This window comes from Microbulbifer thermotolerans, from assembly GCF_900112305.1.
Lineage (GTDB): Bacteria > Pseudomonadota > Gammaproteobacteria > Pseudomonadales > Cellvibrionaceae > Microbulbifer > Microbulbifer thermotolerans.
On record NZ_FOKT01000001.1, the window covers coordinates 468945 to 492420 of the forward strand.

The 23476-nt window shown below is 58.2% G+C and carries 26 protein-coding genes; 9 read left to right on the plus strand and 17 right to left on the minus strand.

What is annotated here, in order from left to right:
- The first annotated feature begins 55 nt into the window (after positions 1 to 55).
- Entirely contained in the window at positions 56 to 1633 is a 1578-nt protein-coding gene (guaA, locus tag BM155_RS02000; protein ID WP_074900795.1) for a glutamine-hydrolyzing GMP synthase, read from the plus strand.
- A 43-nt stretch (positions 1634 to 1676) separates the two neighbouring features.
- On the opposite strand, the gene BM155_RS02005 is transcribed toward guaA, so the two are convergent.
- From BM155_RS02005 to BM155_RS02045, 9 genes are all read right to left on the minus strand, one after another.
- Positions 1677 to 2135 carry an SRPBCC family protein gene (locus tag BM155_RS02005; RefSeq protein WP_074900796.1) on the minus strand — a complete coding sequence of 153 codons (459 nt, stop codon included), beginning with the start codon at positions 2133 to 2135 and terminating at the stop codon, positions 1677 to 1679.
- A 433-nt stretch (positions 2136 to 2568) separates the two neighbouring features.
- Positions 2569 to 3624: an OmpA family protein gene (locus BM155_RS02010; protein ID WP_074900798.1), complete on the minus strand. Its 1056-nt coding sequence runs from the start codon at positions 3622 to 3624 to the stop codon at positions 2569 to 2571.
- A 451-nt stretch (positions 3625 to 4075) separates the two neighbouring features.
- Positions 4076 to 4876, minus strand: coding sequence for a TrmH family RNA methyltransferase (locus BM155_RS02015; RefSeq protein ID WP_074900800.1), 801 nt, complete (start codon positions 4874 to 4876; stop codon positions 4076 to 4078).
- Between the two features lie 4 nt (positions 4877 to 4880).
- Positions 4881 to 5750, minus strand: coding sequence for a Rossmann-like and DUF2520 domain-containing protein (locus BM155_RS02020; RefSeq protein ID WP_074900802.1), 870 nt, complete (start codon positions 5748 to 5750; stop codon positions 4881 to 4883).
- Positions 5751 to 5760: 10 nt separating this feature from the next.
- Complete coding sequence (locus tag BM155_RS02025; RefSeq protein ID WP_074900804.1) at positions 5761 to 6519, minus strand: pyridoxine 5'-phosphate synthase; 759 nt, start codon at positions 6517 to 6519, stop codon at positions 5761 to 5763.
- 3 nt (positions 6520 to 6522) lie between these two features.
- A complete protein-coding gene (locus BM155_RS02030) occupies positions 6523 to 7107 on the minus strand; it encodes a peptidylprolyl isomerase (RefSeq protein WP_074900806.1) in 585 nt (194 codons plus the stop codon).
- 85 nt (positions 7108 to 7192) lie between these two features.
- Positions 7193 to 7873, minus strand: a complete 681-nt coding sequence (locus tag BM155_RS02035) for a TIGR04211 family SH3 domain-containing protein (RefSeq protein ID WP_074900808.1) — start codon at positions 7871 to 7873, stop codon at positions 7193 to 7195.
- A 28-nt stretch (positions 7874 to 7901) separates the two neighbouring features.
- Positions 7902 to 8201 (minus strand): YciI family protein, encoded by a 300-nt coding sequence (locus tag BM155_RS02040; protein WP_074900810.1) that lies wholly within the window; start codon positions 8199 to 8201, stop codon positions 7902 to 7904.
- Between the two features lie 45 nt (positions 8202 to 8246).
- The gene (locus tag BM155_RS02045) at positions 8247 to 8969 is read right to left on the minus strand and encodes a VC0807 family protein (protein WP_067152559.1); all 723 of its coding nucleotides are present in this window, start codon (positions 8967 to 8969) and stop codon (positions 8247 to 8249) included.
- Between the two features lie 144 nt (positions 8970 to 9113).
- Between BM155_RS02045 and BM155_RS02050 the strand changes: the two genes are divergently transcribed.
- The 5 genes from BM155_RS02050 to rluB all read left to right on the plus strand — a co-directional run bounded on the left by BM155_RS02050 (position 9114) and on the right by rluB (position 13892).
- On the plus strand, positions 9114 to 10073 hold the full coding sequence (locus tag BM155_RS02050) for a PHP domain-containing protein (protein ID WP_254773080.1): 960 nt from the start codon (positions 9114 to 9116) through the stop codon (positions 10071 to 10073).
- 305 nt (positions 10074 to 10378) lie between these two features.
- Positions 10379 to 11002, plus strand: coding sequence for an L-threonylcarbamoyladenylate synthase (locus BM155_RS02055; RefSeq protein ID WP_067152561.1), 624 nt, complete (start codon positions 10379 to 10381; stop codon positions 11000 to 11002).
- Between the two features lie 120 nt (positions 11003 to 11122).
- Positions 11123 to 12025 carry a segregation and condensation protein A gene (locus tag BM155_RS02060; RefSeq protein WP_067157562.1) on the plus strand — a complete coding sequence of 301 codons (903 nt, stop codon included), beginning with the start codon at positions 11123 to 11125 and terminating at the stop codon, positions 12023 to 12025.
- A 113-nt stretch (positions 12026 to 12138) separates the two neighbouring features.
- Complete coding sequence (scpB, locus tag BM155_RS16740; protein ID WP_083421048.1) at positions 12139 to 13029, plus strand: SMC-Scp complex subunit ScpB; 891 nt, start codon at positions 12139 to 12141, stop codon at positions 13027 to 13029.
- The gene (gene rluB / locus BM155_RS02070; protein ID WP_067152563.1) at positions 13026 to 13892 is read left to right on the plus strand and encodes a 23S rRNA pseudouridine(2605) synthase RluB; all 867 of its coding nucleotides are present in this window, start codon (positions 13026 to 13028) and stop codon (positions 13890 to 13892) included. The genes scpB and rluB overlap by 4 nt, the downstream gene beginning before the upstream one ends.
- Before the next feature lie 128 nt (positions 13893 to 14020).
- Here the strand turns inward: rluB and BM155_RS02075 are convergent, their stop codons facing one another.
- The 3 genes from BM155_RS02075 to BM155_RS02085 all read right to left on the minus strand — a co-directional run bounded on the left by BM155_RS02075 (position 14021) and on the right by BM155_RS02085 (position 16870).
- Positions 14021 to 14698 (minus strand): SRPBCC family protein, encoded by a 678-nt coding sequence (locus tag BM155_RS02075; RefSeq protein WP_074900812.1) that lies wholly within the window; start codon positions 14696 to 14698, stop codon positions 14021 to 14023.
- A gap of 94 nt (positions 14699 to 14792) precedes the next feature.
- Positions 14793 to 16166 carry an ATP-binding protein gene (locus BM155_RS02080; protein WP_074900814.1) on the minus strand — a complete coding sequence of 458 codons (1374 nt, stop codon included), beginning with the start codon at positions 16164 to 16166 and terminating at the stop codon, positions 14793 to 14795.
- Positions 16166 to 16870, minus strand: a complete 705-nt coding sequence (locus BM155_RS02085; protein WP_067152569.1) for a response regulator transcription factor — start codon at positions 16868 to 16870, stop codon at positions 16166 to 16168. The genes BM155_RS02080 and BM155_RS02085 overlap by 1 nt, the downstream gene beginning before the upstream one ends.
- Positions 16871 to 17038: 168 nt before the next feature.
- On the opposite strand from BM155_RS02085, the gene BM155_RS02090 reads away from it, so the two are divergent.
- The 3 genes from BM155_RS02090 (at position 17039) to BM155_RS02100 (ending at position 18656) form a co-directional block, all read left to right on the plus strand.
- Positions 17039 to 17500 carry a Spy/CpxP family protein refolding chaperone gene (locus tag BM155_RS02090; RefSeq protein WP_067152571.1) on the plus strand — a complete coding sequence of 154 codons (462 nt, stop codon included), beginning with the start codon at positions 17039 to 17041 and terminating at the stop codon, positions 17498 to 17500.
- 225 nt (positions 17501 to 17725) lie between these two features.
- The gene (locus tag BM155_RS02095; RefSeq protein ID WP_067152574.1) at positions 17726 to 18277 is read left to right on the plus strand and encodes a flavodoxin; all 552 of its coding nucleotides are present in this window, start codon (positions 17726 to 17728) and stop codon (positions 18275 to 18277) included.
- The gene (locus tag BM155_RS02100; RefSeq protein ID WP_074900816.1) at positions 18270 to 18656 is read left to right on the plus strand and encodes a hypothetical protein; all 387 of its coding nucleotides are present in this window, start codon (positions 18270 to 18272) and stop codon (positions 18654 to 18656) included. The genes BM155_RS02095 and BM155_RS02100 overlap by 8 nt, the downstream gene beginning before the upstream one ends.
- Before the next feature lie 229 nt (positions 18657 to 18885).
- On the opposite strand, the gene dapE is transcribed toward BM155_RS02100, so the two are convergent.
- From dapE to dapC, 5 genes are all read right to left on the minus strand, one after another.
- Positions 18886 to 20019 carry a succinyl-diaminopimelate desuccinylase gene (gene dapE / locus BM155_RS02105; protein ID WP_074900818.1) on the minus strand — a complete coding sequence of 378 codons (1134 nt, stop codon included), beginning with the start codon at positions 20017 to 20019 and terminating at the stop codon, positions 18886 to 18888.
- Between the two features lie 150 nt (positions 20020 to 20169).
- Positions 20170 to 21201, minus strand: a complete 1032-nt coding sequence (dapD, locus tag BM155_RS02110; RefSeq protein WP_067152580.1) for a 2,3,4,5-tetrahydropyridine-2,6-dicarboxylate N-succinyltransferase — start codon at positions 21199 to 21201, stop codon at positions 20170 to 20172.
- Between the two features lie 16 nt (positions 21202 to 21217).
- The gene (locus BM155_RS02115; RefSeq protein ID WP_074900820.1) at positions 21218 to 21559 is read right to left on the minus strand and encodes an ArsC family reductase; all 342 of its coding nucleotides are present in this window, start codon (positions 21557 to 21559) and stop codon (positions 21218 to 21220) included.
- Between the two features lie 2 nt (positions 21560 to 21561).
- On the minus strand, positions 21562 to 22230 hold the full coding sequence (nth, locus tag BM155_RS02120) for an endonuclease III (protein WP_067152584.1): 669 nt from the start codon (positions 22228 to 22230) through the stop codon (positions 21562 to 21564).
- A gap of 50 nt (positions 22231 to 22280) precedes the next feature.
- Entirely contained in the window at positions 22281 to 23453 is a 1173-nt protein-coding gene (dapC, locus tag BM155_RS02125; protein WP_074900821.1) for a succinyldiaminopimelate transaminase, read from the minus strand.
- Between the last annotated feature and the right edge of the window lie 23 nt (positions 23454 to 23476).

The following is a 23476-nucleotide window of genomic DNA, read 5'->3' on the forward strand; positions in this document are numbered from 1 at the left end:
ACCCGCCGGGTCCGTTTGTAATTTAGGAACACTATTCGCCAAATTTGGATAAGCCATGAGCCAAGATATCCACGCCAGCCGCATACTGATCCTGGATTTTGGATCTCAGTACACTCAGTTGATTGCCCGCCGCGTACGCGAGCTGGGGGTTTTCTCCGAGATCCGCGCTTTCGATATGAGTGAAGAGGAGATCCGCGCATACAACCCGCAGGGGATTATTCTTGCCGGCGGTCCCGAATCGGTGGTGGAGGCGGGATCGCCGCGGGCACCGGAAGTGGTATTCCAACTGGGGGTGCCGGTTCTCGGTATTTGCTATGGCATGCAGACAATGGCGCATCAGCTGGGCGGCGAGGTGCAGGGCAGCGATATCCGTGAATTCGGCTACGCGCAGGTAAAAGTCGAGGGCGCGTCAAAGCTGCTGCACGATATCAAGGATCACGTGGACGACAACGGCAATGCGCTGCTGGACGTTTGGATGAGTCACGGTGACAAGGTGGTGAGTATGCCCGAGGGCTTCGAGCTGATGGCTTCCACCGAGTCCTGTCCCATTGCCGGTATGTACTGCGCAGAGAAAAATTTCTACGGTGTGCAGTTTCACCCGGAAGTTACGCACACGCTGCAGGGTATGCGCATCTACGAGCATTTCGTCATCGAACTGTGCGGTTGCGAACGCCTGTGGACACCGGCCAACATTATCGAAGACTCCATCGCCAAGGTGCGCGAACAGGTGGGCAGCGGCAAGGTATTACTGGGGTTGTCCGGCGGTGTCGACAGCTCCGTCGTGGCGGCGCTGCTGCACAAGGCGATCGGAGATCAGCTCACTTGCGTTTTCGTGGACAACGGCTTGCTGCGCAAGGACGAAGGCGATCAAGTGATGCAAATGTTTGCCGACAATATGGGGGTGCGGGTGATCCGTGCCGATGCCGAATCCCAATTTCTGTCGCGTCTCGCCGGAGTGATTGATCCGGAGGCCAAGCGCAAAATTATCGGCAACACTTTCATCGAGGTGTTTGACCAGGAGGCGGCCAAACTCGAGGATGTGAAATTCCTGGCTCAGGGCACCATTTATCCGGATGTGATCGAGTCGGCGGCAGCCAAAACCGGCAAGGCCCATGTGATCAAGTCTCACCACAATGTGGGCGGGTTGCCGGAGGACATGCAGTTCGAACTGGTGGAACCTCTGCGCGAACTGTTCAAAGACGAGGTGCGTAAAATCGGCTTGGAGCTTGGCCTGCCTTACGACATGGTCTATCGGCACCCATTCCCCGGCCCGGGACTAGGTGTGCGGATTCTCGGTGAAGTGAAAAAGGAATACGCGGACATTCTGCGCGAAGCGGATGCTATTTTTATTGAGGAGCTACACAAGGCGGATTGGTATCACAAAACCAGCCAGGCCTTTGCGGTCTTCCTGCCGGTGAAGTCCGTGGGTGTGGTGGGTGACGGCCGCCGCTACGAGTATGTTGTGGCTTTGCGGGCGGTGGAAACCGTGGACTTTATGACCGCGCGTTGGGCGCACCTGCCGTACGAGTTGATCGAAAAGGTTTCCAATCGCATCATCAACGAGATAGAGCATATTTCCCGCGTGGTCTACGACGTGTCGAGCAAGCCGCCGGCGACGATTGAGTGGGAATAGGCTCTACAGTACAAAAACTGTGGGTGCGGGAACCAGCGGCCCCTCAGTTCCAATTGTCGATTTTGACATCGTGTGGACTGGGGGAGCCGTGGCCGGTTTCCAGCAGTGACTTCAGGCTCAGTAGAAAAACTGCCCACTTCGTGCTGCAGTGGTACATAAACTCCACTGGTTCTTTCCACCCCATATGCTTAAACAAAACGACTGTGTAGTCGCCTTCCTGCTTTAATTCAAAACTGATACTCGTACCTATCCACTCCTCGGGGCCGTCGACTACCTGCCATAAAACTTTACGGGCAGGTGTGAGGTCGAGAACTTTCATATCGAAGCCGCCTATTTCCGCGCCACCGGTATCACAGAAGCGGAATTTGAGCCGACCGCCTACTGCACTTTCCCCTCGGGTTTTCGTTGTCCACCAGGCGGCGAGCCCTTCACGCGTGCTCAGTGCCCGGTAGACGCTTTCCGGAGAGGATTTGATACCCACTCTGTGCAGAATATTTGCCATTTTCAATGCCCTCCTGTGAGTTTGATGTCCGGCGTACAAAGGGTAGTCCGAGACTGACAGGGTGGAATATTTGTCTCTTCTACACGGCTTTCCACAGCTGGGTGATTATCAATGCCGAATGGAACTTACAGTTTATTATTGTCAAGACCGATTTATTGCCGTTTGTAACTTGTTGATTTTTATAGGTTTATAGCATTGGTTAAATTTTCTTCACAAAACAGTTGCAACGATATTACGGGGTCTAGAGGAATGTTTGGGGTGGTTGCTAACAGAGTTATCCACAGAATCTGTGGAAGAGACAGCTGAGGTGGACATTTATCAACTGATCGCTGGCGACGGTGTAAGGCTTTCGATGGGGACTGCAACAGCCAGCAAGGAAATGATAGTGGGCTGTCCGCGGCTTTTGCCGCGGACCAAAGAGTTTCTTAGAGGCTCAGTGAAAGCGCATCTCCACTCGACGGTTTAGCGCTCGGCCGCTTTCGGTCGAGTTGGATGCAACCGGCTGTTGCTCCCCGTAACCGCGAGCCGTCAGTCTGGCGGCATCTATACCATTTTGGATTAAGAATGCGCGCACGGCATCCGCACGACTCTGGGAGAGGCGCAAGTTATAGTTGTCATTTCCGAGATTATCTGTGTGACCGGCAATTTCCACTGTACTGCCAGGCTGGCTGCGCAGGGCATTCACCACCTGTAGCAGGGCGCGCTGGGCCGCGAGAGTGAGAGTGGCGGAGTTGAACTCGAAGTGAACATTTTGGAGGGGGATGGCCTGGTCGGCGATAACACAGCCTTCGCTGTCCACTTGGGCGCCGGGCAGGGTGTCGGGACAGCGGTCGTGCCGGTCTACGACTCCGTCGCCGTCCGAATCTGCCAGGGTGAGCTCTACCGGCCCCATATCTTTTGGCGGTGGCGCAATGGTAGCGGCAGCTGCGGGCGGGCAGCGCAGGGGGATACTGATACCAAAAGCCAGTTGCCAGTCGCCCATATTGCTATTGAAAAAGTCGTAGAAGTAACGGATTTCGCTGCGCAAGCGCACGCCACGGCGGGAGATTTCCTGGGTGGTGATGCCTGCGGCGACATTCAGGAATGGGTTGGTGGCGTCGTCTTTATCTGGTGATACGTCATCGCGGACAGCTCCGAAGCCGCCTAACAGGTAAGGCGTGTAGCCGTTCCTGTCGCCGAAGTTATACACCACATCGAAGCCAAGACCGTACATGTAATAGTCTGTTTGTTCCCAGTATCCGTTTTCGTTTGTGTTTTCATTTGTCTCCAGAATTGAACCGAATACCTGTACCTCCGAATACCAGGGACCCTGCCAGCCCCATCCGTAGGCGGCGCGCAGGCCGCCTGCTTGACGGTCTGTGTCGCGATCTTTATCGACGCGGCTAAAGTAAGGGGTCAGGTCGAAATAGCCGTCTTCCGGCCCCGCAGCTTTGACGGTCGGACTTGTAGCGAGATATGAGCAGATAATTAGTGAGAGTATCAAGCGCATGGCGATACATCCTTGTTGTTGGTGTTATCGGATTCGCGGCTTATTGCCGGGAAAGTTGTCAAAGTCCATTTGGTTTTTGGTTTAGAAACTGTTTAGTTTATCTTGCGGATTTTTCCACTAATTTGTCGCGAAAATTATTGTGCGTAAGGGAGAGGATAACGAGAGTATTCTGCTGAGTGCGGTATTCAGGCGCACCCGTTGGGGATAGGTTTAGGCGGAAAAATTAAAATTTATGGCGTTTCTGATTATTTTCCGCAAGAGCTGTGCTTGCTCAGGCAATGGGCGGACATTTCGCAAGCGCTTGAGTGGGCCCCGTAGTCTAATAGGTTTGGAGTATCTCTATTATCAGCGGTGATTTAATTGCCTTAGGGTTATCTTTACCGGCCGGAGCAAATTGATCAGAGGTTACTTAAAAACAGAGATCAGGAGCTGGTTGTCGTCTCCATGCAAGTTAAACCGGGTTGCTATGAGAGGGCCTTTCCCGGAAAGCAATCAGAGCCGCCGTGACAGCCACATTTAGGCTCTCGACACCGTTGTGCATGGGAATGCGCAATCTGTGCGTGCACAGCTCATCGACTGCGTCGCTGACACCGTGGGTCTCATTGCCGAGCACGAAAATTGTTGGTGTGTTTCCCTCCAGTGCTGATAGTGTCATCGGCGCATGGGAGGAGAGACCGCAGATACGCGCTCCCCGCTGTTTAAACGCACTCAATGTCGGTGCAAGCTTTTCACAGCGCAGCAGGCGCATTTTGAAGACGGTGCCGGTACTGGCCTTAATGACCAGTGGATCTATTTGCGCGCAGCCCTTGCGCGGAAGGAGGATACCGTCCATGCCACCGGCGCAGGCGGAACGGATGATCATGCCGAGGTTCTGTGGGTTGGTGATACCGTCGATAGCGAGCAATTCGTAATTGGTTTTTGGCTCGTGCAAGAAGGCTTCCACGGTGCCGTAGTGAGGCAGAGCCAAGTCTAGCGCAACTCCCTGGTCCTGGCGGGCATTCTTGGAGATGCGCGACAGCTCCCGGCGGCTCCAGTAAACGATTTCTATGTGCCGTTCGGCAGCCAGCGCTTCGATGCGCTCGATCAGTTTGTCGCGGCGGTTGCTGTCGGCCAGATGTAGTTTGTGTACTGGCAGCGACAAATCTTCCAACGCTTCGAGTACCGGCTTGCGCCCGTAGATGGTCAGCAGGCTGTCGTAGAAGGCGCGTTTGCGCAAGTAGTCTTGCGAATCCGCAGGCGTAGTATCAGTCATGGGGTTAGATCTTTTCGCTGGGTTCCCGCAGCACTTCGGTGAGGCGGGCTGCTGTTTCTTCCGGAAGTTGGCAGCGCCGGGCCAACTCTACACAGACCTGCCCCAGTTGGCGATAGCAATTTGCGAGTTGCGTATCCGTGGATTGCAGGCTGCTCAGCTGGGCCGCCACGGTTTCCGCATCGCCGCGGGCGATGGGGCCGGTAAGTGATTTTTCCGGTCCCAGATGCATATTGTTTTCCGCGGTTTGCAGAACTATGGGCTTGAGCAGTTTTAGGGCCTGCTGCCTGTCGATGCCCGCGGCGGAAAACGCGCGCAGGCTTAGCTCCATCAGGGCGGTGAGGTAGTTGCAGGCGAATACGGAGCCGGCGTGATAGAGGACCTTGTGCTCCGGCGCTATGGTGAGCGGGGTACAGCCAATCGCGGAAAACGCCTTGCTCAGATGTTCGATTGCACGTTGGTCTCCCTCCAGGGCGACACAGCTGCCAGCGAGGGTGGCCACGGAACGCTCCGGGTCGGCAAAGCTATGCACCGGGTGGGCGCTGGCCACTGCGGCGGGCTTACAGGGGGAGAGTGTCGAGGAGCTCAAGGCACCGCTGCAGTGAAAAACCATGGTGCTATTAGAAAGGCGCGGTGCCAGCTGTGTGGCGATGGCGGCAATCTGCCCATCGCCGCTGGCGATCAGCCAGCAGTCGGCGTCGGCCATGGTTTCCACTGAGGGGCAGGGGGTGCCGGCGCCAATAAAGCGACAGGCAGACACGGCGCTTTCCAGGCTGCGGTTGCAGACGGCGCCGATTTGAAAAATTCCCTGGCGTTGCCACAGGCGGGCGAGGGTTTTCCCCAGCCTGCCGGCGCCAATAATGTTAAGTGTCGGCATCGGATAGCAGTCAGTTGCCGGCCAGGCAGTTGAGATAGGCGGTCACAGCGTTTTCAAGCCCCATGCTGATTGCGTCGACGGTCAGCGCGTGGCCGATGGAGACTTCCTGCAGGCCGGGCAGTGTGCGGTAGCGGGGCAGGTTGATCAGATTCAGGTCGTGACCCGCGTTGACGCCAAGCCCCAGCTGGCATGCCTGTTCGGCGGCGGCACAATGGGCGGCAAAAATCGATTCGAGTTCGTCGCTCTGATGTTTCACGGCTTCCGCGTAGGGGCCCGTGTAGAGTTCGATACGGTCGGCGCCCACTTCTTTGGCAAGCTTTATCTGAGATGGCTCCGGGTCCATAAATAGGCTGACGCGGATATTGGCGTCTTTCAGTTGCGCAATCAGCGGCTCCAGGCGCGCTCCGTCACGCTCAAGGTCGAAGCCGTGATCCGAAGTGAGCTGGTCGTTGCTGTCAGGTACCAGGGTGCACTGATCGGGTTTGGTTTCCAGTACCAAGGGCATCAGGCCCGGATAGTCCTTCAGGGGGCTGGCAAAGGGGTTGCCCTCCACGTTAAATTCCGCCTCTTCACGGCTGCGGCACAGTTCGGCGAGCGCGCGCACGTCGTCGGGGCGGATATGGCGCTGGTCTGGGCGCGGGTGCACAGTGAGCCCCTGGGCACCTGCTTCCAGGCACACGCGGCCGTGGGCGACCACATCCGGATAATTGCCCTCGCGGGAATTCCGGATCAGAGCGATTTTGTTGAGGTTAACGCTGAGGGCTATCACCGCTTAGTCTCCCTGAGTATTGCCGGCAACCGCAGTGGTGTCGGCGCGCCTGGCATTCAGAATGCGGATGGGTACATTGGGGGCATTTGGAAAAGCGCGATAGAGGCCGCGCGGTTCATTAACGATTTTTTCTACCACATCCATACCCTGAATGACCCGGCCGAACACAGTGTAACCGGGTTTATCGGCCTGTGCGTCCAGATGGGCGTTGTGCTTCAGATTGATGAAGAACTGTGACGTGGCACTGTCCGGGTCGTTTTTGCGCGCCATGGCGAGGGTGCCGCGCAAATTTTTGAGGCCGTTGCCGGATTCGTTGATGACCGGTTCGCGGGTTTCTTTGAGCTGGAAGTCAAAGGTGTGTCCACCGGTCTGGACCATAAAGTTGGGGATTACCCGGTGGAAAATCACACCGTTGTAGAAGCCGCTGTCCAGGTACGCTAGGAAATTCTCCACTGTGGCCGGAGCCTTGTCGCGGAAAAGCTCGACCCGGATGAGGCCCAGATCGGTTTTCAGCTCCACTTCAGGGTTGTCGGCCAATGCCGGCAGGGCGAGCAGGCAGGTTAAAAAGAGTGCTGTCAAGCTGCGCATCTTCCGTGTCTCCCGATAAGACCGTTCCACTGTCCGAGCGCGTCTGGACTCACAGAAGCGCTCGTGTGAATTAATCAGAGTTTCCTTAGTTTGCCCATTCCGAGCGGCGCCGCCGCGGCCGGATAAAGGGCGCAATCATGGCGAGAATAGCACCCAGTCCCACGGACATAGCGCCGTACATATACCACTTGTGCGCCTCGCTGCTGGACAGGCGCTGAATTTCTGCTTCTGCCATCGCCTGTTTTTGTTTGAGCAGTTCATGCTGTTTCAGGAGGTTTTGGTGGCGCTCGTTCAGGGCCACGGCGTCGGCGGACAGGGTTTTCAGATCTTTCAGTTCTTTGGCCAGCTGCTGGGCTTTTTCCCGCTCGCTAGCCAGGGCGGTATTCAGTTTTTGGTTTTCCGCTTCCAGGCGGCGGACCTCGCCGCCCAAGTCCATAGCTTCGAAGCGGGCCAGGTCAGCTTCAGCCTTCCGCAATTTGATTTTTGCCACTGGCTCGGACACCAGGTACTGGCGGCGCATCCATCCCTCCTGGCCGTCGGGTGTGCGCACGTGGGCCCAGCCCTCTTCGGGGGCATCCTCCAGCAGTGTCAATTGAGTGCCGCTGGGAAGGCCGCGGTGCAGAATCCTGAATTCATTGCCTTTGCCCGCGCGCAGCGGCACGTGCAGCTGATCGGTAATATAGCGAGTGTCTCCGCCTTGCGAACTGGCGGGGGAGGCGATGGCAATCAAGGCAGCGGCCATAAGGCCGGTCAATTGTTTCATCATTATTAGAGGAGCACCGTTTGTGATTGGGTTACGGAAACAGATGGTTGAAAGGTTTGACCTTTACCGAGGCATAAACGCCGGCTTCCACATAGGGATCGGCGTCCGCCCAGGCTTTGGCCTCTTCCAGGGAAGAAAATTCCGCGACCACCAGGCTGCCACTGAAGCCGGCTTCACCGGGGGCCTCGCTGTCGATGGCCGGGCAGGGACCGGCGATCAAAAGCCGCCCTTCGTCTTTCAGGCGGTTTAGCCGTGCCAGATGATCCGGGCGTGCGCCTTTGCGCAGCGGCAAACTGTTTTCAACGTCCTCGCTGATGATTGCATACCACATAAATTGCTTGTGCTCTTTTCGTGTTGTCAGTGATCGAATAGTTGGTTACTGCTGAACCATGATTTCTTCAAGCTTCAGGCCGGTCAGTTTGCCGATGCGGCGGAACAGAAAGAACAAGACCAGCATCAGGATAATGGTCGCCGGCAGAGCGATTACCGGGAAGCTGAGCGCGGTCATCTTGCCCAGTTCCTCGTTGAAAGCCTCAGTGCCGGGGGGGCTTTGTAGCAGTAGCTTGGCCAGAATGTAATTCAGCGCGGAAGAGAGAAAGAAGGAGCAGGCAATCATCCAGGACGCTTGCTGTAGGGTGCGCTCAAAGGCGGTTTGGTTACCGTTGACTGCCAGGGTGCGGGCGATTTTCTCTGTGTCTAGAATCCGATCGTTGTATAGCAGTGTCTTGACCAGTGGCCAGCGGGTATAGAGGGAAGCGACGGTGGCGATACCCAGCAGCCCGGGAATAGCGGCTTCCTTGATGGCAATATACTGCGCGTCCAGCTCCAGCAGACTGATGCCGCCAGTGAGCAATATGCTGATTATGCCGAGGGCGGAGAAGAAATTGACTTTGCCGGACTGGGTCAGGTCGCGCAGGCCGTAGGCCAGCGGGAATATCAGCGCAATGACTATCGCCCATTTTGTGCCCAGCCAGTCATCGCCCGACAGTTTGGTCAGTATCAGTGTCGGAATGACGATATTGAGTAACAAATTTGCCCAAAGGCTTTCTTTTTGGGGTTGCCGTTCGTTGGTTTGGGATGTCGGGTTGGTTTCGGTCATGTCTGTTTCCGGTGATAATGCCCGCGGGAAGTTACTTCATATTCAAAATAGCTTCCCGGCTGACGGTGCCGCTGCCAGAATTTGGTTTCCCCAGAGCTTCCACTTGGAAACCCTTGGTCGGGGCCTTATCCCTGGAACCGCGGGGTGCCCCTGAGACAGCAGCACCTGCGCGTTGTTCAAAAACCGGGTGTCACTACCCGGCCGAATCTGAGCGAGAATCCTGAATTGAAAGCCCTGTCAGCAGCTGAGGAGGCGATCTGTGCAGATCTGCACTGCCACAGCACTGCATCGGACGGTATTTTAAGCCCTACGGCACTGGTGTCGAGGGCGAAATCCCGCGGTGTGACCCTGTTGGCTCTAACTGATCACGACACCGTCGGCGGTTTGCCCGAGGCTGCCGCAGCTTGTCGCCGCCAGGGCGTGGCGCTGGTGCCGGCGATCGAGTTTTCCAGCCGTTGGGGAAAGCGCCCTGTGCATATTGTCGGCCTCGATATCGATCCGAATTCCCCCGCGCTGCGGGAAGGCATAGCCCTGCGGGAACGGCTGCGCCGGGAGCGCGCCGAGCGGATCGCTACGAGGCTGGAAAAGCGCGGCTTTGAGGGTGCGCTGAAAGGCGCCCGGGCGCTGGCTGGTGACGGAGTGATCGGCCGTCCGCACTTCGCCCGCTGGCTGGTGCAGCAGGGATATGTGGAGGATAACGGGCGGGCTTTCAAGCGCTATCTGGGTGCCGGCAAGGTCGCGGATGTAAAAGTGGAGTGGCCACAGTTATCCGAGACAGTGGCGTGTATCCGGGCCGCCAACGGCGTAGCGGTGCTGGCGCACCCGCTAAAGTACAACCTCAGCCGCACTCAGCTGCGCAGTTTGTTGCGCGACTTCGCAATGGCCGGTGGCGAAGCGATAGAGCTCCTGTGCGGACGCCAGAATCCGGTGCAGACGCGGGAGCTGCGTCAGCTGATGGAGGCGGTGGCCGCCGAATTGGCGCGGCCACCGCTACACTGCTCACTGGGTAGTGACTTTCACCAGCCGGAACAACCCTGGCGGGAGCTGGGGTGTGTGCGCTTGCCGGAGGGGGTTCAGCCGGTGTGGGCTCTGCTGGGGCGTTAGTTGCTCGGCGATGAACTTGTAATGCCCGCCCGTCGGGCTCCTCATCTGCTGCAAACACGCCTATGCGTTCAGGCAATGGGTGACCCGCGGTTCTCCTCTGTCCATGGCTGCTATGCAGAAGGGGAGTGATCGGCTGCTTTGCCGAGTGTATCTGTGGCAAACTTGGCCTGCGGCGGGGTTCGACAAGGATCGCCGGACAAGTGCGCGGCCATTGCTCATTGGCTGCGGCGATATATCCTTTGAGGGAGGTCCGGGAAGGCCCGGCTGGCAAGATGGATCAGAGAAGAAATTATTTGGGGGGACCAGTGGCTCAGTTTTTTCAAATCCACCCGGACAATCCTCAGGGCAGGCTGATCAGCCAGGCTGCGGACATAGTCGCTGCTGGCGGGGTCATCGTATTTCCCACCGATTCCGCCTACGCGATCGGCTGCCGACTGGAGGAAAAACTGGCGGTGGAGCGCATCCGCGCCTTGCGTCAATTAGATAAACAACACAATTTCACGCTGATGTGCCGCGACCTATCGGAACTGGCCAGTTACGCCAAGGTGGACAATCAGATGTTCCGCCTGCTCAAAAGTCATACTCCGGGTCCCTATACCTTTATCATGCCCGCTACAACAGAGGTTCCCCGACGCCTACTGCATCCCAAGCGCAGGACCATTGGTCTGCGTGTGCCCGATAACGCCATTGTATTGGCGCTGATCGAAGCGCTGGGCGAGCCGCTGATGAGCTGCAGCCTGATCATGCCCGGAGATACACAGCCTCTGACGGATCCCTACGATATTCGAGACACGCTCGAACACCAGGTGGAACTGGTGATCGATGGCGGCTTTTGCGGTATGGAACCCACCACTGTGGTGGATTTGACTGGTGACGAACCGCAGTTGATTCGCCAGGGCCGCGGCCCCATCGACGAAATCATGGGCTAAACCGACGGGTGCTCATGTATAATCGCGCGTTTGCCTCTCCCGATGGGGAGGGGCCGATGGAGAGCGAGGCGGGGCAGAGTGTCCACTGAAGAGTTATTAGCTGAGGCGGAAGAGCAGATATTGGCGGAGGTTGCCGCCGCTGAGGCCGAGGCGGGCGAAGAGCCGGGAGCCGACCAATCGCCGCGCCAAGGCGAAATGCCTTTCGCCGTGGTGCAGGGGCAGGCCTATACCGAACTACCGGAAGATCTTTATATTCCCCCGGATGCGTTGGAGGTGATCCTGGAGGCCTTCGAGGGCCCTCTGGATCTGCTGCTTTATCTGATCCGTCGGCAAAACCTGGATATTCTCGAAATCAATGTCTCGGATATCACCCGCCAGTACATGGCCTATGTGGAAATGATGACGGCCATGCGTTTCGAGCTGGCGGCGGAATATCTGGTCATGGCCGCCATGCTGGCGGAGATCAAGTCGCGTATGCTGCTGCCGCGTCCTCCACAGGAGGAAGAAGAAGAGGGTGAGGACCCCCGTGCGGCACTGATCCGTCGTCTGCAGGAATACGAGCGCTTCAAGACGGCTGCGGAGGATCTCGATGAGATACCGCGTATGGGGCGCGACATTCATCAAGCCACCGCTCAGGGACCGGACCGCAGTATCACGCGCCCGGATCCTGAGGTGGACCTGAAAGAAGTGCTGCTGGCCCTGGCGGAAGTACTCAGGCGCGCGGATATGTTTGAGAGCCATCAGGTGGAGCGGGAACGGCTGTCCACTCGCGAGCGCATGACCCAGGTACTGGACAAGATCCGCCACCGCCAGTTTGTTCCCTTTGTCAGCCTCTTTACGGTGGAAGAGGGCCGCCTCGGTGTGGTGGTCACCTTCCTCGCCGTAATGGAACTGGTCAAGGAATCCCTGGTGGAGTTGATACAGAACGAGCCCTTTGGCCCCATCCACGTGCGCGCCGCGAGCGGCGAAGAGGCTGCCGCTGGCGCGGAAGATGAAGTGGAAGCCGGGCCGGCAATGCCGTAGCGGTTGCGGTTGGTCTGCCGGGCCTGATAGGCGCCAACCGCGTGGGGAAGTTGCGGCCCTATCGGCCGGACATGCATGATCATAAAGAGAATTCCAAGGTTAGAAACGAGAAGATGACAATTGCTCCGGAACTACTGCGCCGCATCGTGGAGGGCGCGCTGCTGGCGGCGGGGCAACCGCTGTCGGAGGACAAGCTGCTGTCACTGATCGACGAGGGCGAGCGCCCGGAAAAGTCGGAAGTGCGCGGGGTCCTCGAAGAGATCGCCGAGAGCTGCTCGGAGCGGGGCTTTGAACTCAAGCAGGTAGCCAGCGGTTGGCGTTTCCAGGTGCCAGAGGACCTGGCGCCTTGGGTTAACCGCCTGTGGGAGGAAAAGCCTCAGAAGTACTCCCGCGCAATACTGGAGACGCTGGCGATTATCGCCTACCGCCAGCCGATCACCCGCGGTGATATCGAGGAGATTCGCGGGGTGGCGGTCAGCTCCCATATCGTCAAGACTCTGACGGAGCGCGGCTGGATCAAAGTGGTGGGGCATCGGGATGTGCCGGGTAAACCGTCTCTCTATGCCACTACCAAAGAGTTCCTCGACTATTTCAACTTACGCACCCTGGATGACCTGCCGACCCTGGCGGAGATTCGCGATATCGACAGTCTCAACCAGCTGCTGGATTTGGGGCAGCAGGAGGGAGGTGACGAGGCCCAGGAGGCGGCTGCGGAAGTGGAAGAAGAGGCAGTTGCGGCGCCCGGGAAATCCGGTCCCGAAACGGATGACACGCCCCCTGCGAATCCCGAGTCGGAGCGCGCGCCTGTGGCGGGTGGTGAGAGCGAAGACGCAGTCTCAGGGGAGCTGTCCGGCGATCAGGGTGTCGAGCTTGGAGAAGAGATGGATTCAGAGAAGACAGAGCCGCCACAAGATAGCGAGACTGCCGCATCCGAAGCGCTGGAAGCCGGGGTGGCAATGAATGAATCCGGGGAAGAATCGCAAGCGGAAAACAGTTCCCTATGAGTGAAGGTACTTCGCCCGCGGGCGAGAAACTGCAAAAGGTACTGGCGCGTGCCGGTCTGGGATCGCGGCGCGAGATGGAGCGCGCGATAGAGGCCGGCCGAGTGACCGTGAACGGCACAGTGGCTGAACTGGGCGAGCGGGTCACTGAAGAAGACCGTATAGAGTTTGATGGCCGCCGGCTGCCGGTGGTGGAGGAAAGCCGCTGCCGGGTGATTCTGTACAATAAGCCGGTGGGGGAAATCTGTTCCCGGCACGATCCAGAGGGGCGTCCCACCGTCTACGATCGGCTGCCGCGCTTGAAGACCGGGCGTTGGATTTCCGTCGGCCGCCTGGATTTCAACACCAGTGGCCTTCTGTTGTTCACCAATAGCGGTGAACTGGCCAATAGATTGATGCATCCCTCTTCGGTGATTGACCGCGAATACCTGGTGCGAATTCAGGGTGAAGTGGACGATGAAATGAAAAAACGTCTGCTCACCGGGGTGCTGTTGGAAGATGGCGTGGCGCGCTTTACCGATATCGTCGAAAGCGGCGGAGAGGGCAGAAACCGCTGGTTCTACTGCGTGGTAATGGAGGGGCGTAACCGCGAGGTGCGACGCCTGTGGGAGTCTCAGGGCGTGCGCGTCAGTCGTCTGAAGCGGGTGCGCTACGGGAGCGTGTTTATCCCTTCCCATGTGCGCGTGGGGCAGTGGATAGAAATGGAGCCCAGGGAGATCGACGATCTATGCCTGACTGCCGGCCTGCCGAAGCTGGGCCAGCGCCCGCTGACCCCGGTGGAGAGGCAGAGCCTGCAGCGTCAGCGGCGTAAGTTGCGCAAGTCGCCGTCTCCAGCTTCGCGTCGCGGCAAATCGTCGGGAAAGTAGAGGGCCCATTGCCTGGGCGCCCCGCAAGTAACGTCAGCGCTCAGGCGGATTAATCAAAGGTTCCTTAGGGAATTCCTGAGTCAGGAGTGCGAGCGGCGCAGCTGGCTCCTGAGCGCCAGAAGGCACTTCTACGGGTTTTCCTCAATCGGCTCTTCGCGCTCTACATCGGGCGATTGTCCTTCCATGCCGGGATCGGCTCCCGGCGGGTTAGTGTCCATAGTGCCGCCGTTTTCCGGTGGCAGTTCGGTATCGGTACCTTCATCAAGAGATTCTGAAGGTGCTGCTGTCCCGGACTCAACCACATTTTTCAGGTTTTCCAGTCCCCGTTGGTAGGATTCGCTCACCATTCTTTTGACCAGTAGCCCCATCCAGCGGGCTACGGGACCGCCACCCATGTCGGTACTGAAATACCAAGTGATGTTGGTTCCACTCCCCTGAGGTTGCAGGCGGAATTCCGCTGTTGCCGCGCCCTGCTCGCCAAAGTCCAGCTGAGTGCGCACCAGGGAGTAGGGCTCGCTGGAGATGATAGTCTGGGCGCCACTTCCCATATTTGGATTGTCGCCGCGCCAGCGCATAACGGCGCCGACCCCCTCGCTGGGGCCGCTGTATTCGTAGCGGGCACTCGGGTCCAGGTGGTACCAGGGAGACCAGCTGTTAAAGTTGCGCAGGTTATTGACGTAGGGAAAAACGACTTGTGGCGGCTTGGTGATATAGACGCTGCGCTCGAGTGTGACTTCCCGTGGAAAGAGGAAACCGGCCAGTACCAAAAGTGCCAGGAAAATCAGAATGTAGAGTATCCAGCGCATAGCGGAGCCCTTTTGCAGTGGGCGGGGTGAACGCGGCCCGACTTTACAAGCATGTGTGATAGATCCGCATTTATCAACGAGTGGGCGGGAATTGTTACTCGCCGACAGCCAGAACGGGTAGTTGTATCTCCACGCAAAGACCGGAAGATGGCGTGTTGTAGGCCTGGATATTGCCGCCGTGTTGAACGATGGTGCGTTGGGCGATGGCGAGCCCGAGGCCAATGCCGCCACTTTCGCGGGTACGGGCACTGTCTGTGCGGTAAAAGGGACGGAAAATCGCCTGAAGCTCGTCTTCGGGAACGCCATTGCCGGAGTCCGTCACCCGGATTCGACACTCTTCGCCCAAGTCGTCGATGGCGATACGGACGTTCCCGCCGTGGGGGCTGTATTTGATCGCATTGCGTAAAATGTTTTCCAGCGCTGCGGTCAATGAGCTGCCGCGAGTGGCGACAAGAAGTTCTCCATTGCTGGCTTTGAAAGCAAAGCTCAGTTGTTTTTCTTCCGCTTCAGCCTTGAGTTCTTCCTGCAGGGCTTGTGCCAGGCTGTTGATTTCCACCACGTCGTCCAGGGGCCGCTGATCCTGAGCGGTGACCGGTAGAGATAGGACGTCAGCGATAATCTCCTCCAAGTAGTCGGCGGCCTTGCCGATTTTATCCAGCTCCGCGTCCAGTCCCCTGATATTCTTTTGCCGCGCTATGCCCAGTGCAACCTGCAACCGCGCCAGAGGAGAGCGGAGTTCGTGGGATACGTCTTTGATCAGGCGGCGCTGTTCGGCCATGGACTCCTGTAGCTGCGCGGTCATCGAGTCAAAATCCCGGGCCAGGTCCGCCAGTTCACCGCTGCGGCTGTGCAGGCCGGGGCTTACCCGGTAGTCCAGTTCTCCGGCGGCCACACGGCGGGTGGCTGCGCGCAGCTGCTCCAGTGGGCGGCTCAGATAGCGCGCCAGCCAGTAGCTGGCGGCACCGGAGGCGAGCATGGACAGCAGCAGCATGGGCCAGAAGTTGCGCCACAAAAACCGCAAGAGCAGGGTTTCTTTGCTCTGGCCGGTAATCATTACTACCCGCAGGTTGTCGTTGTCGCGCAGGGGCAGGAAAAAGCCTACGGCGGGTTTCTTGTCTACCTGTGCATGGGATTCGCGGTTGCGGTAGTTGAGGGCTACCAGCATTGGCGCCATGTCTTCGGGCAGCGGGCGCCCGAGCAACTCTCGTCCGAACTGGTCTACCGCAAAGACCTGCTCCTTTACTTTTTTGGGCTGCCGTTCGAGCCACTGCTGGAAGTATTCCTGTCCGTGGCGGCGGGCGCCGCGCAGGTTGCGCACCACCTCGCGATAAAGCGCCGGGCCCTCCCAGCGCTCCTCGTGGCGCGGATCGCCAAACTCACCGAAATGTGTGATATAGATGGCTGCCACCACCATAACCATGGCGGTGATCCAGGCACCGAAAAACATCTTCCAGAAGAGACTGCGCATCAGCCGTTTTTACTCTCGGTGAGCATATAGCCGGCCCCGCGGATATTGATAATCAGGTCACGGCTGGCTCCCTGTTTGGAGAGCTTCTTGCGGATATTACTGACATGTACGTCGATGGACCTGTCGTAGGGCATCAGCTTTCGTCCCAAGGCCGTCTCCGTGAGTATTTCCTTGCTCACTACTTCGCCAGCGTGCTGCACCAGCACCTTGAGTACCGCGAATTCGGCGCCGGTCAGGGATAGCGGCTGATCCTCCCAGTAGCCCTGGTGTTCCGACGGCAGCAGGCGCAGTGGGCCGCTACTCAAAGTTCCGTCGTTTTCCGGCTCTACCCGCCCGCGGCGCAATACCGCGCGCAGGCGCGCGGCCAGTTCACGCGGGTTGCAGGGTTTGGGCAGATAGTCGTCGGCGCCCATTTCAAGGCCGACAATGCGATCAACGGTATCGCCCTTGGCGGTCAGCATAAGCACCGGCAGGGAGCGGCTGGCGGGCCCGGCGTCTTTGCGAAGTTTGCGCAGCAGGTCGAAGCCGTTATGTACCGGTAGCATCACATCCAGTACCAAGGCGTCGAAATTGTGGCTTTGGGCCAGTTCCAGGCCCCGGCCACCATCGTTGGCCACGGTTACCTCAAAGCCATCGCCGGTGAGATATTCCCTCAGGAGATCGGTCAGTTCTGTGTCGTCGTCGACCAGTAGGATACGGCTCATGGTGTGCTCTCAGATTAGGTATGGCCATTATATGCGAAGCCCTGGCGCCGATTACGGCGGCAGCGTGGGCTTTTAACCGTTCTTAACAGTTGTTTACTGCGGTTATCCCCCCTTTACACGGCGCCATCCTACTATGCAACCACCGACACAAACCAAGAGGACGAATCGATGAAGAACTGGAAAGCGATAGCGGGCAGCGTGATATTGGCGGGCGCACTGGCGGCTCCGGCTGCGACTCTCGCCTTCGGAGGCGGGCAGGGTCCACACCATCACAAAGGGCACTATATGGAGCATATCGCCGAGGAGCTGAATCTGACTGAAGGTCAGAAGGCGCAGCTCAAGGCCAACCGCGAAGCTGCCCGGGAAGCGCATAAAGCACAGCGCAAACAGAAGCGCGAGCTGCACAAAAAACTGCGCGAGGCCATAGCGTCCGGTGCGGATCAGGCCACTCTGGACAGCCTGGGCGCCGAGCTGGGACGGCTGCAGGTAGCTGAAATGCAGCAACGTCATAAACAACGCCAGCAATTTGAGGCCATTCTGACCGACGAGCAAAAGGCCAAGCTGGAAAAACTGAAGGCCGAACGCGAAGAGCGCCGCATGGAGCGTCGTGGAAAGCGCGGCGAGGGCTAATCTGACACTTAGTCACTGACATTGATCATCCGATTTCTGTGCGATCCACCGGGTCCGCCCCCCAATTGGGCCCGGTAGAGATACCACCCCCTTGCCCCTGCTCAGCGGGGGCTTTTTTATTCTCTTTCCTGATCGCCCGCCGGCTTGCCGTGCCCCGGTATTGCTGGGAGAATACGCCGCCGCCCCAACCGGAATGTCGGACCAGTGTCCAGAAGAGGAGAGAACGTGCGCAAAATCGGCTTGTTTTACGGCAGTGACGAGGGCAACACCGAGGGTGTGGCTCTGCGCATTCAGGCCCGCCTGGGTGAGGAACGGGTGGACATATACGATATTGCCGACGTCACCCAGCTGGAGATCGCCGATTACGACCAGCTTATCTTCGGAATCCCCACCTGGGATTTCGGGCAGATACAGTCCGACTGGGAAGAGTTTTGGGAAGATCTGCAGTCAATGGACTTTACCGGAAAGACGGTGGCACTGTTTGGCCTCGGCGACCAGTTCGGTTATGGCGACTATTTCCTCGATGCCATGGGGATGTTGCACGACGAGATCGTCGCCAGGGGGGCGACCATTGTCGGCCACTGGCCCACCGATGGCTACGAATTCGAGTCATCCAAAGCGGAAATCGAGGGCGAGGGCATGTTCGTTGGCCTCGCTATTGATGAGGATCAGCAGGAAGACTTGACGGGCGAGCGCCTAAACCGCTGGTGCCGGCAGATCGCAGAGGCGTTTGGTCTCGAAGGCGGTGCCGACAGCGTACTGGAGCTGGATGACTGATCGGCCTATGAAAAATACGCTCTCCTTCAAAGAGTTCTGGCATTGGCTCACCGAACATCCCAATTGCATTCTGCGCGCAGGCACCGCCGACTCTGTGGTCTTCGATGATGATGACTACCACTGGCGTTTCAGTGAGGAAGATGTGCGCACTTTGCTTGTGCAGGTGATGCGCGGTAAGCGCCCGGTTGCGGAAATGTTTATTGAGCCGGAGCATGTGACTGCGGTGAAAATCACACCCGGCGAGAAAGGCGAGTACAACTTCGACCTGGTTGCCGAGATACAGGGGCAGCCGCAGGTAATCTACTACTTTGTGTTGACCCATTCCTATGAAGCGCCGGACCAGAGCCCGCGCGCTTCTGGTCACAGGCGGCTACATTAAACCGTTAGTCGCGGTAGCCCTGTTATTTTCCGCTCACAGCGGCCCGGTGCCGTTGTGTCGATCCAGGAAGGCGAGCACAGGTGCTCGCTGTTCGCGCAGCCTTGCGCTACAGCTCGGTGGACTGTGTCAGTGCCACCCGTCTGAATGTTGTTTCCCCCACTGGCGGTATCCCGCGCTAATAAGCGCACTTAGCCGGGCAAGCGAGTGCGCTTACAGCGGATGATACCGGTTACGTCAGCAGGCGGGAAAGAATTTCCCGATACATATCCTTGAGCTTATCCAGATCCTCGGCTTTAACACACTCATCGACTTTGTGAATGGTGGCGTTTACCGGTCCCAGTTCCACCACTTGTGCACCCGTCGGCGCGATAAAGCGGCCGTCGGAGGTGCCACCGGCGGTGGATAGTTGGGTGTCGAAACCGGCAACGGATCGGATGGCCGCCTGCGCCGCTTCTACCAGGGGACCTTCGGCGGTGAGAAAGGGCTGGCCCGAGAGTTTGAAGTCGGCTGTGTATTTGAGTCCATGCTTATCGAGAATTGCACGCGTGCGCTCTTCCAGTTCTCCGGCGGTGGTTTCGGTGGAAAAGCGCCAGTTGCACACCACTTTTACTTCTCCGGGAATGACATTGGTCGCGCCGGTGCCGCCGTTGATATTGGATACCTGGAAGCTGGTGGCAGGGAAAAAATCGTTGCCCTTGTCCCATTCCTCGGCAGCGAGTTCAGCCAGTGCCGGTGCCAGCTTGTGGATTGGGTTCTCCGCCAAATGTGGGTAGGCAACATGGCCCTGAATACCATAGACAGTCAGCTCCAGACCCAGTGAGCCGCGGCGGCCGTTCTTGATGACATCGCCGACGCACGCCGTGCTCGAGGGTTCTCCGACCAGGCAGCAGTCGATCTTCTCGCCCTGGTCCTCCAGCCATTCAACCACCTTGACGGTGCCGTTGTGGGCTGGCCCTTCTTCGTCGCTGGTGATAAGGAAAGCGATGCGTCCCTTGTGGTCCGGATGTTTGGCGATGAATTCTTCGCAGGCAACCACCATAGCTGCCAGTGAGCCTTTCATATCCGCCGCACCGCGGCCGTAGAGATAGCCCTCTTCGATATGTGCCGCAAAGGGCGGGTGCCGCCAGTTGTCTTCCGGCCCTGTAGGTACCACGTCGGTGTGGCCCGCGAAGGCGAACAGCGGGCCCTGGTTACTGCCTTCGCGCACGGCCCAGAAGTTGTCAGTGTCTCCGCGGCGCAGCCAGGTGGTTTTGAAGCCGATTTTTTCCAGGCGCTCGACCATCATGGGCATGCAGCCGGCATCTTCGGGGGTAACGGATCTAAGGCGGATCAGGTCGCTGGCGAGTTGTATTGTCGGGGTCATAGTGTTGTTACGTGTCAGGGAGCCACTGAATAATTCGCGTAGGCTTTGCGGTTGATTGTGGAGCGCACCGAACCTTTATTTCCGGAAAGCGCATAGCCAGAGGATCTTCCGGTATAAGGCGCGCCGCTCGCGGTCGCGGCGCGCTTGGGATTAATTGCTGTGCAGTGCGTCGTTGAGCTCGATGGCACTCTTGTTCGTCAGGCACTCCACCGCGCCGTTGACGGAGTTGCGGCGGAAAAGGAGGTCGGATCGGCCCGCCAGCTCGCGCGCTTTGATGTGCTCCACCAGCTTTCCGCCTTCGTCCAGCAGCGCCACTTTGGTGCCGGCGGTGATATAGAGTCCCGCCTCCACGGTGCAGCGGTCGCCCAGGGGGATGCCGATTCCAGCGTTGGCGCCGAGCAGGCAGTTATCGCCGACGGAAATCACGATATTACCGCCGCCGGACAAGGTGCCCATGGTAGAGCTGCCGCCACCCAAATCCGAGCCCGCACCAACGAACACACCAGCGGAGATACGGCCCTCGATCATGCAGGGACCTTCGGTGCCTGCGTTAAAGTTGACGAAGCCTTCGTGCATGATGGTGGTGCCTTCGCCCAGATAGGCGCCGAGACGAACACGGGCTGTGTCGGCGATGCGCACGCCGGTGGGTACCACGTAGTCGGTCATTTTGGGGAATTTGTCCACACAAGCCACTTCGAGGTATTCGCCTTTGAGGCGCGCTTCCAGTTGGCGCTGTGGCAACTCTTCCAGGTCTATCGCTCCCTGATTGGTCCAGGCAACATTGGCCAGTACGCCAAAGATGCCATCCAGTTTGGTCTGGTGTGGTTTGACCAAGCGGTGGGAGAGCAGGTGCAGCTTCAGGTAGGCCTCGGGCACAGACTGCGGTGCCTCGTCACTGCTCAGGACCACAGCCACCAGGGGGCGTTGGCTGGAGGCGAATTGCTGCAGAATTTGCGCTTGTTCGGCAGCGCCCGCGGCGGTCAGTTTGTCCGCAAGTGGTTGCAGCTGTGCGGTGTCCAACGGCAGGGTGTGGTTACCTCCATTGACTTTCAGTGTTTCGCTGACCACGGCGGCGATGTCGGCCGAGGGCTGGAACAGTGGTTGCGGATAGTAAACTTCCAGCCACTCCCCCTTACTGTTGCAGGTGCCGACACCGAAACCAATGCTGTACATGTCGCTCATGGTGGATTTCCTTTTTCTAGATCAGTTGGGAGAAGGCGGCTTCCTTGAAGCCAAACAATGTGGTGCCGACGGAAACGGTGACGGGGCGTTTGATGAGAGTGGGGGTTGTCAGGGCGAGCGCCAGGGCCGCCTTGTCATCCATTCCCTGTTTCTGCTCGTCGCTCAGTGCGCGCCAGCTGGTGGAGCGGCGGTTGAGTACTTCCTGCCAGCCGAATTGTTCCAGCCAGGATTCCAGCGGCACTGTTTCCATGCCGTCCTCGCGAAAATCGTGGAATTGATATTGGATACCATTGTTTTCCAGCCATTTGCGGGCTTTCTTGACGGTGTCGCAGTTCTTGATGCCGTAGAGCGTAATCACAATCAGGCCTTTTTGGTTTTCTTGGGTTTTTTGCGGTTCGGGTAACAGGTGGTACAGATCTCGCACACGGTGCCGTCGCAGCCGCGCGCAGTGCAGTATTCGCGCCCGTAAAAAATGATCTGTAAATGCAGTTTGTTCCAGTGTTCGCGGGGAAAGAGCCGCTTCAGGTCTTTCTCTGTCTGCGCGACATTTTTGCCGCTGGTGAGGCCCCAGCGCTGTGCCAGCCGGTGGATATGGGTATCCACTGGAAAGGCCGGGTGGCCAAAGGCCTGGGACATAACGACACTGGCGGTCTTGTGGCCCACGCCGGGCAGGGTTTCCAGTGCGGCCATATTTTCCGGCACCTGGCCGTGGTATTCGTTGACCAAAATCTGCGAGAGTCTGCTGATGGCCCTGGATTTCTGCGGTGACAGGCCGCAGGGGCGGATAACTTCCTGGATCTTTTCCACTGGCACCTGTGCCATATCCGCCGGGTTATCCGCCAGCTGCCACAACGACGGAGTGACTTGGTTGACGCGTTCATCGGTGCATTGCGCCGAAAGCAGTACAGCCACCAGCAGTGTATAGGGGTCTTTGTGGTCCAGGGGGATGGGGGTCTCCGGGTAGAGTTGGTCCAGTTTTTGTTGGATAAACGCCACCCGCTCCCGTTTGAGTAAGTTTTTTCCCGACATTTTTCCTGCTTATTCCAGTTGGGATCTCCGTCGCTGTGCGTTTGCTGTTTTTACCCGCAGAATGCCCGGATACGTTTCGCTGCCTCGACGCACTCGTCCAGAGTCGCGACCAGTGCCATGCGCACATATTCACGGCCGGGATTGACGCCGCCCACCTCGCGTGCGAGGAAGGCGCCGGGAAGCACGGTGATATTTTGCTGGCGATAGAGTTCGCGCGCAAAATTCTCTCCATCTCCCACTTTCGGCCACAAATAGAAACCTGCCTGGGGCTGCCGCACGTCCAGGCAGCCATCGAGAATTTCCAGCACCTGGATAAATTTTTGCGCGTAAAGAGCGCGATTATGCCGCACGTGCTGCTCGTCCTGCCAGGCGGCAATAGAGGCGTACTGGCTCGGCAGCGCCATAGCACAGCCGTGGTAAGTGCGGTAAAGCAGAAATTTTTTCAGTATTTCGGCATCGCCAGCGACAAAGCCCGAGCGCAGCCCCGGCAGATTGGAGCGTTTGGAAAGGCTGTGGAACACCACACACCGGGAAAAATCATCGCGCCCCAGTTGCTGGCAGACTTGCAGTAGTCCCATCGGGGGCTGCTCTTCATCGAAGTAAAGTTCTGAGTAGCATTCATCGGAGGCGATGACGAAGTCGTAGCGGTCCGCAAGTTCGATAAGTTGGCGCAGATCCGCTTCATCCAGCAGGGCGCCTGTGGGGTTGCCTGGGGTGCAGATATACAGTAGTTCACAGTCGTGCCAGACCTGTTCCGGCACGGAGGCGAAATCCGGTTTGAAGTCTGTTTCCGCAACGCAGTTGATGAAATGCGGGCTGGCCGCGGCGAGCAGGGCTGCGCCCTCGTATATTTGGTAGAAGGGGTTGGGGATCAGTACCTTGGCGCCCGGAGAAACCACCGCCTGTGCAAAGGCGAAGAGTGCTTCGCGGGTGCCGTTGACTGGTAGCACTTGACTGTCCGCGCAGACAGCTTCGAGCTGAAAGCGTTTGCACAGCCACTTGGCGATGGCTTGTCGCAGAGGGTCTATGCCCTTGGTAGCCGGGTAGGCGGAAAGTTTGTCCAGGTTGTCGATCAACTCGTCGCGCACGAATACTGGCGGGGTGTGTTTGGGCTCCCCGATGGACAGGGCAATCGGTTGCTTTTCAGCCGGCACCAGGCCCTTTTTTAGGGCTGCCAGTTTGGTAAACGGATAGGGCTGTAGTTTATCGATATTTGGATACATGTTCGCGTTTCCTGTCCGTGATC

Excerpts from the sequence above, each read along its gene's own strand:
- guaA (WP_074900795.1), top strand. The coding sequence starts at position 56 with ATGAGCCAAGATATCCACGCCAGCCGCATACTGATCCTGGATTTTGGA.
- BM155_RS02005 (WP_074900796.1), bottom strand. The coding sequence starts at position 2,135 with ATGGCAAATATTCTGCACAGAGTGGGTATCAAATCCTCTCCGGAAAGC.
- BM155_RS02010 (WP_074900798.1), bottom strand. The coding sequence starts at position 3,624 with ATGCGCTTGATACTCTCACTAATTATCTGCTCATATCTCGCTACAAGT.
- BM155_RS02015 (WP_074900800.1), bottom strand. The coding sequence starts at position 4,876 with ATGACTGATACTACGCCTGCGGATTCGCAAGACTACTTGCGCAAACGC.
- BM155_RS02020 (WP_074900802.1), bottom strand. The coding sequence starts at position 5,750 with ATGCCGACACTTAACATTATTGGCGCCGGCAGGCTGGGGAAAACCCTC.
- BM155_RS02030 (WP_074900806.1), bottom strand. The coding sequence starts at position 7,107 with ATGCGCAGCTTGACAGCACTCTTTTTAACCTGCCTGCTCGCCCTGCCG.
- BM155_RS02035 (WP_074900808.1), bottom strand. The coding sequence starts at position 7,873 with ATGATGAAACAATTGACCGGCCTTATGGCCGCTGCCTTGATTGCCATC.
- BM155_RS02040 (WP_074900810.1), bottom strand. The coding sequence starts at position 8,201 with ATGTGGTATGCAATCATCAGCGAGGACGTTGAAAACAGTTTGCCGCTG.
- BM155_RS02045 (WP_067152559.1), bottom strand. The coding sequence starts at position 8,969 with ATGACCGAAACCAACCCGACATCCCAAACCAACGAACGGCAACCCCAA.
- scpB (WP_083421048.1), top strand. The coding sequence starts at position 12,139 with ATGACAATTGCTCCGGAACTACTGCGCCGCATCGTGGAGGGCGCGCTG.
- rluB (WP_067152563.1), top strand. The coding sequence starts at position 13,026 with ATGAGTGAAGGTACTTCGCCCGCGGGCGAGAAACTGCAAAAGGTACTG.
- BM155_RS02075 (WP_074900812.1), bottom strand. The coding sequence starts at position 14,698 with ATGCGCTGGATACTCTACATTCTGATTTTCCTGGCACTTTTGGTACTG.
- BM155_RS02080 (WP_074900814.1), bottom strand. The coding sequence starts at position 16,166 with ATGCGCAGTCTCTTCTGGAAGATGTTTTTCGGTGCCTGGATCACCGCC.
- BM155_RS02085 (WP_067152569.1), bottom strand. The coding sequence starts at position 16,870 with ATGAGCCGTATCCTACTGGTCGACGACGACACAGAACTGACCGATCTC.
- BM155_RS02090 (WP_067152571.1), top strand. The coding sequence starts at position 17,039 with ATGAAGAACTGGAAAGCGATAGCGGGCAGCGTGATATTGGCGGGCGCA.
- BM155_RS02100 (WP_074900816.1), top strand. The coding sequence starts at position 18,270 with ATGACTGATCGGCCTATGAAAAATACGCTCTCCTTCAAAGAGTTCTGG.
- dapE (WP_074900818.1), bottom strand. The coding sequence starts at position 20,019 with ATGACCCCGACAATACAACTCGCCAGCGACCTGATCCGCCTTAGATCC.
- dapD (WP_067152580.1), bottom strand. The coding sequence starts at position 21,201 with ATGAGCGACATGTACAGCATTGGTTTCGGTGTCGGCACCTGCAACAGT.
- nth (WP_067152584.1), bottom strand. The coding sequence starts at position 22,230 with ATGTCGGGAAAAAACTTACTCAAACGGGAGCGGGTGGCGTTTATCCAA.
- dapC (WP_074900821.1), bottom strand. The coding sequence starts at position 23,453 with ATGTATCCAAATATCGATAAACTACAGCCCTATCCGTTTACCAAACTG.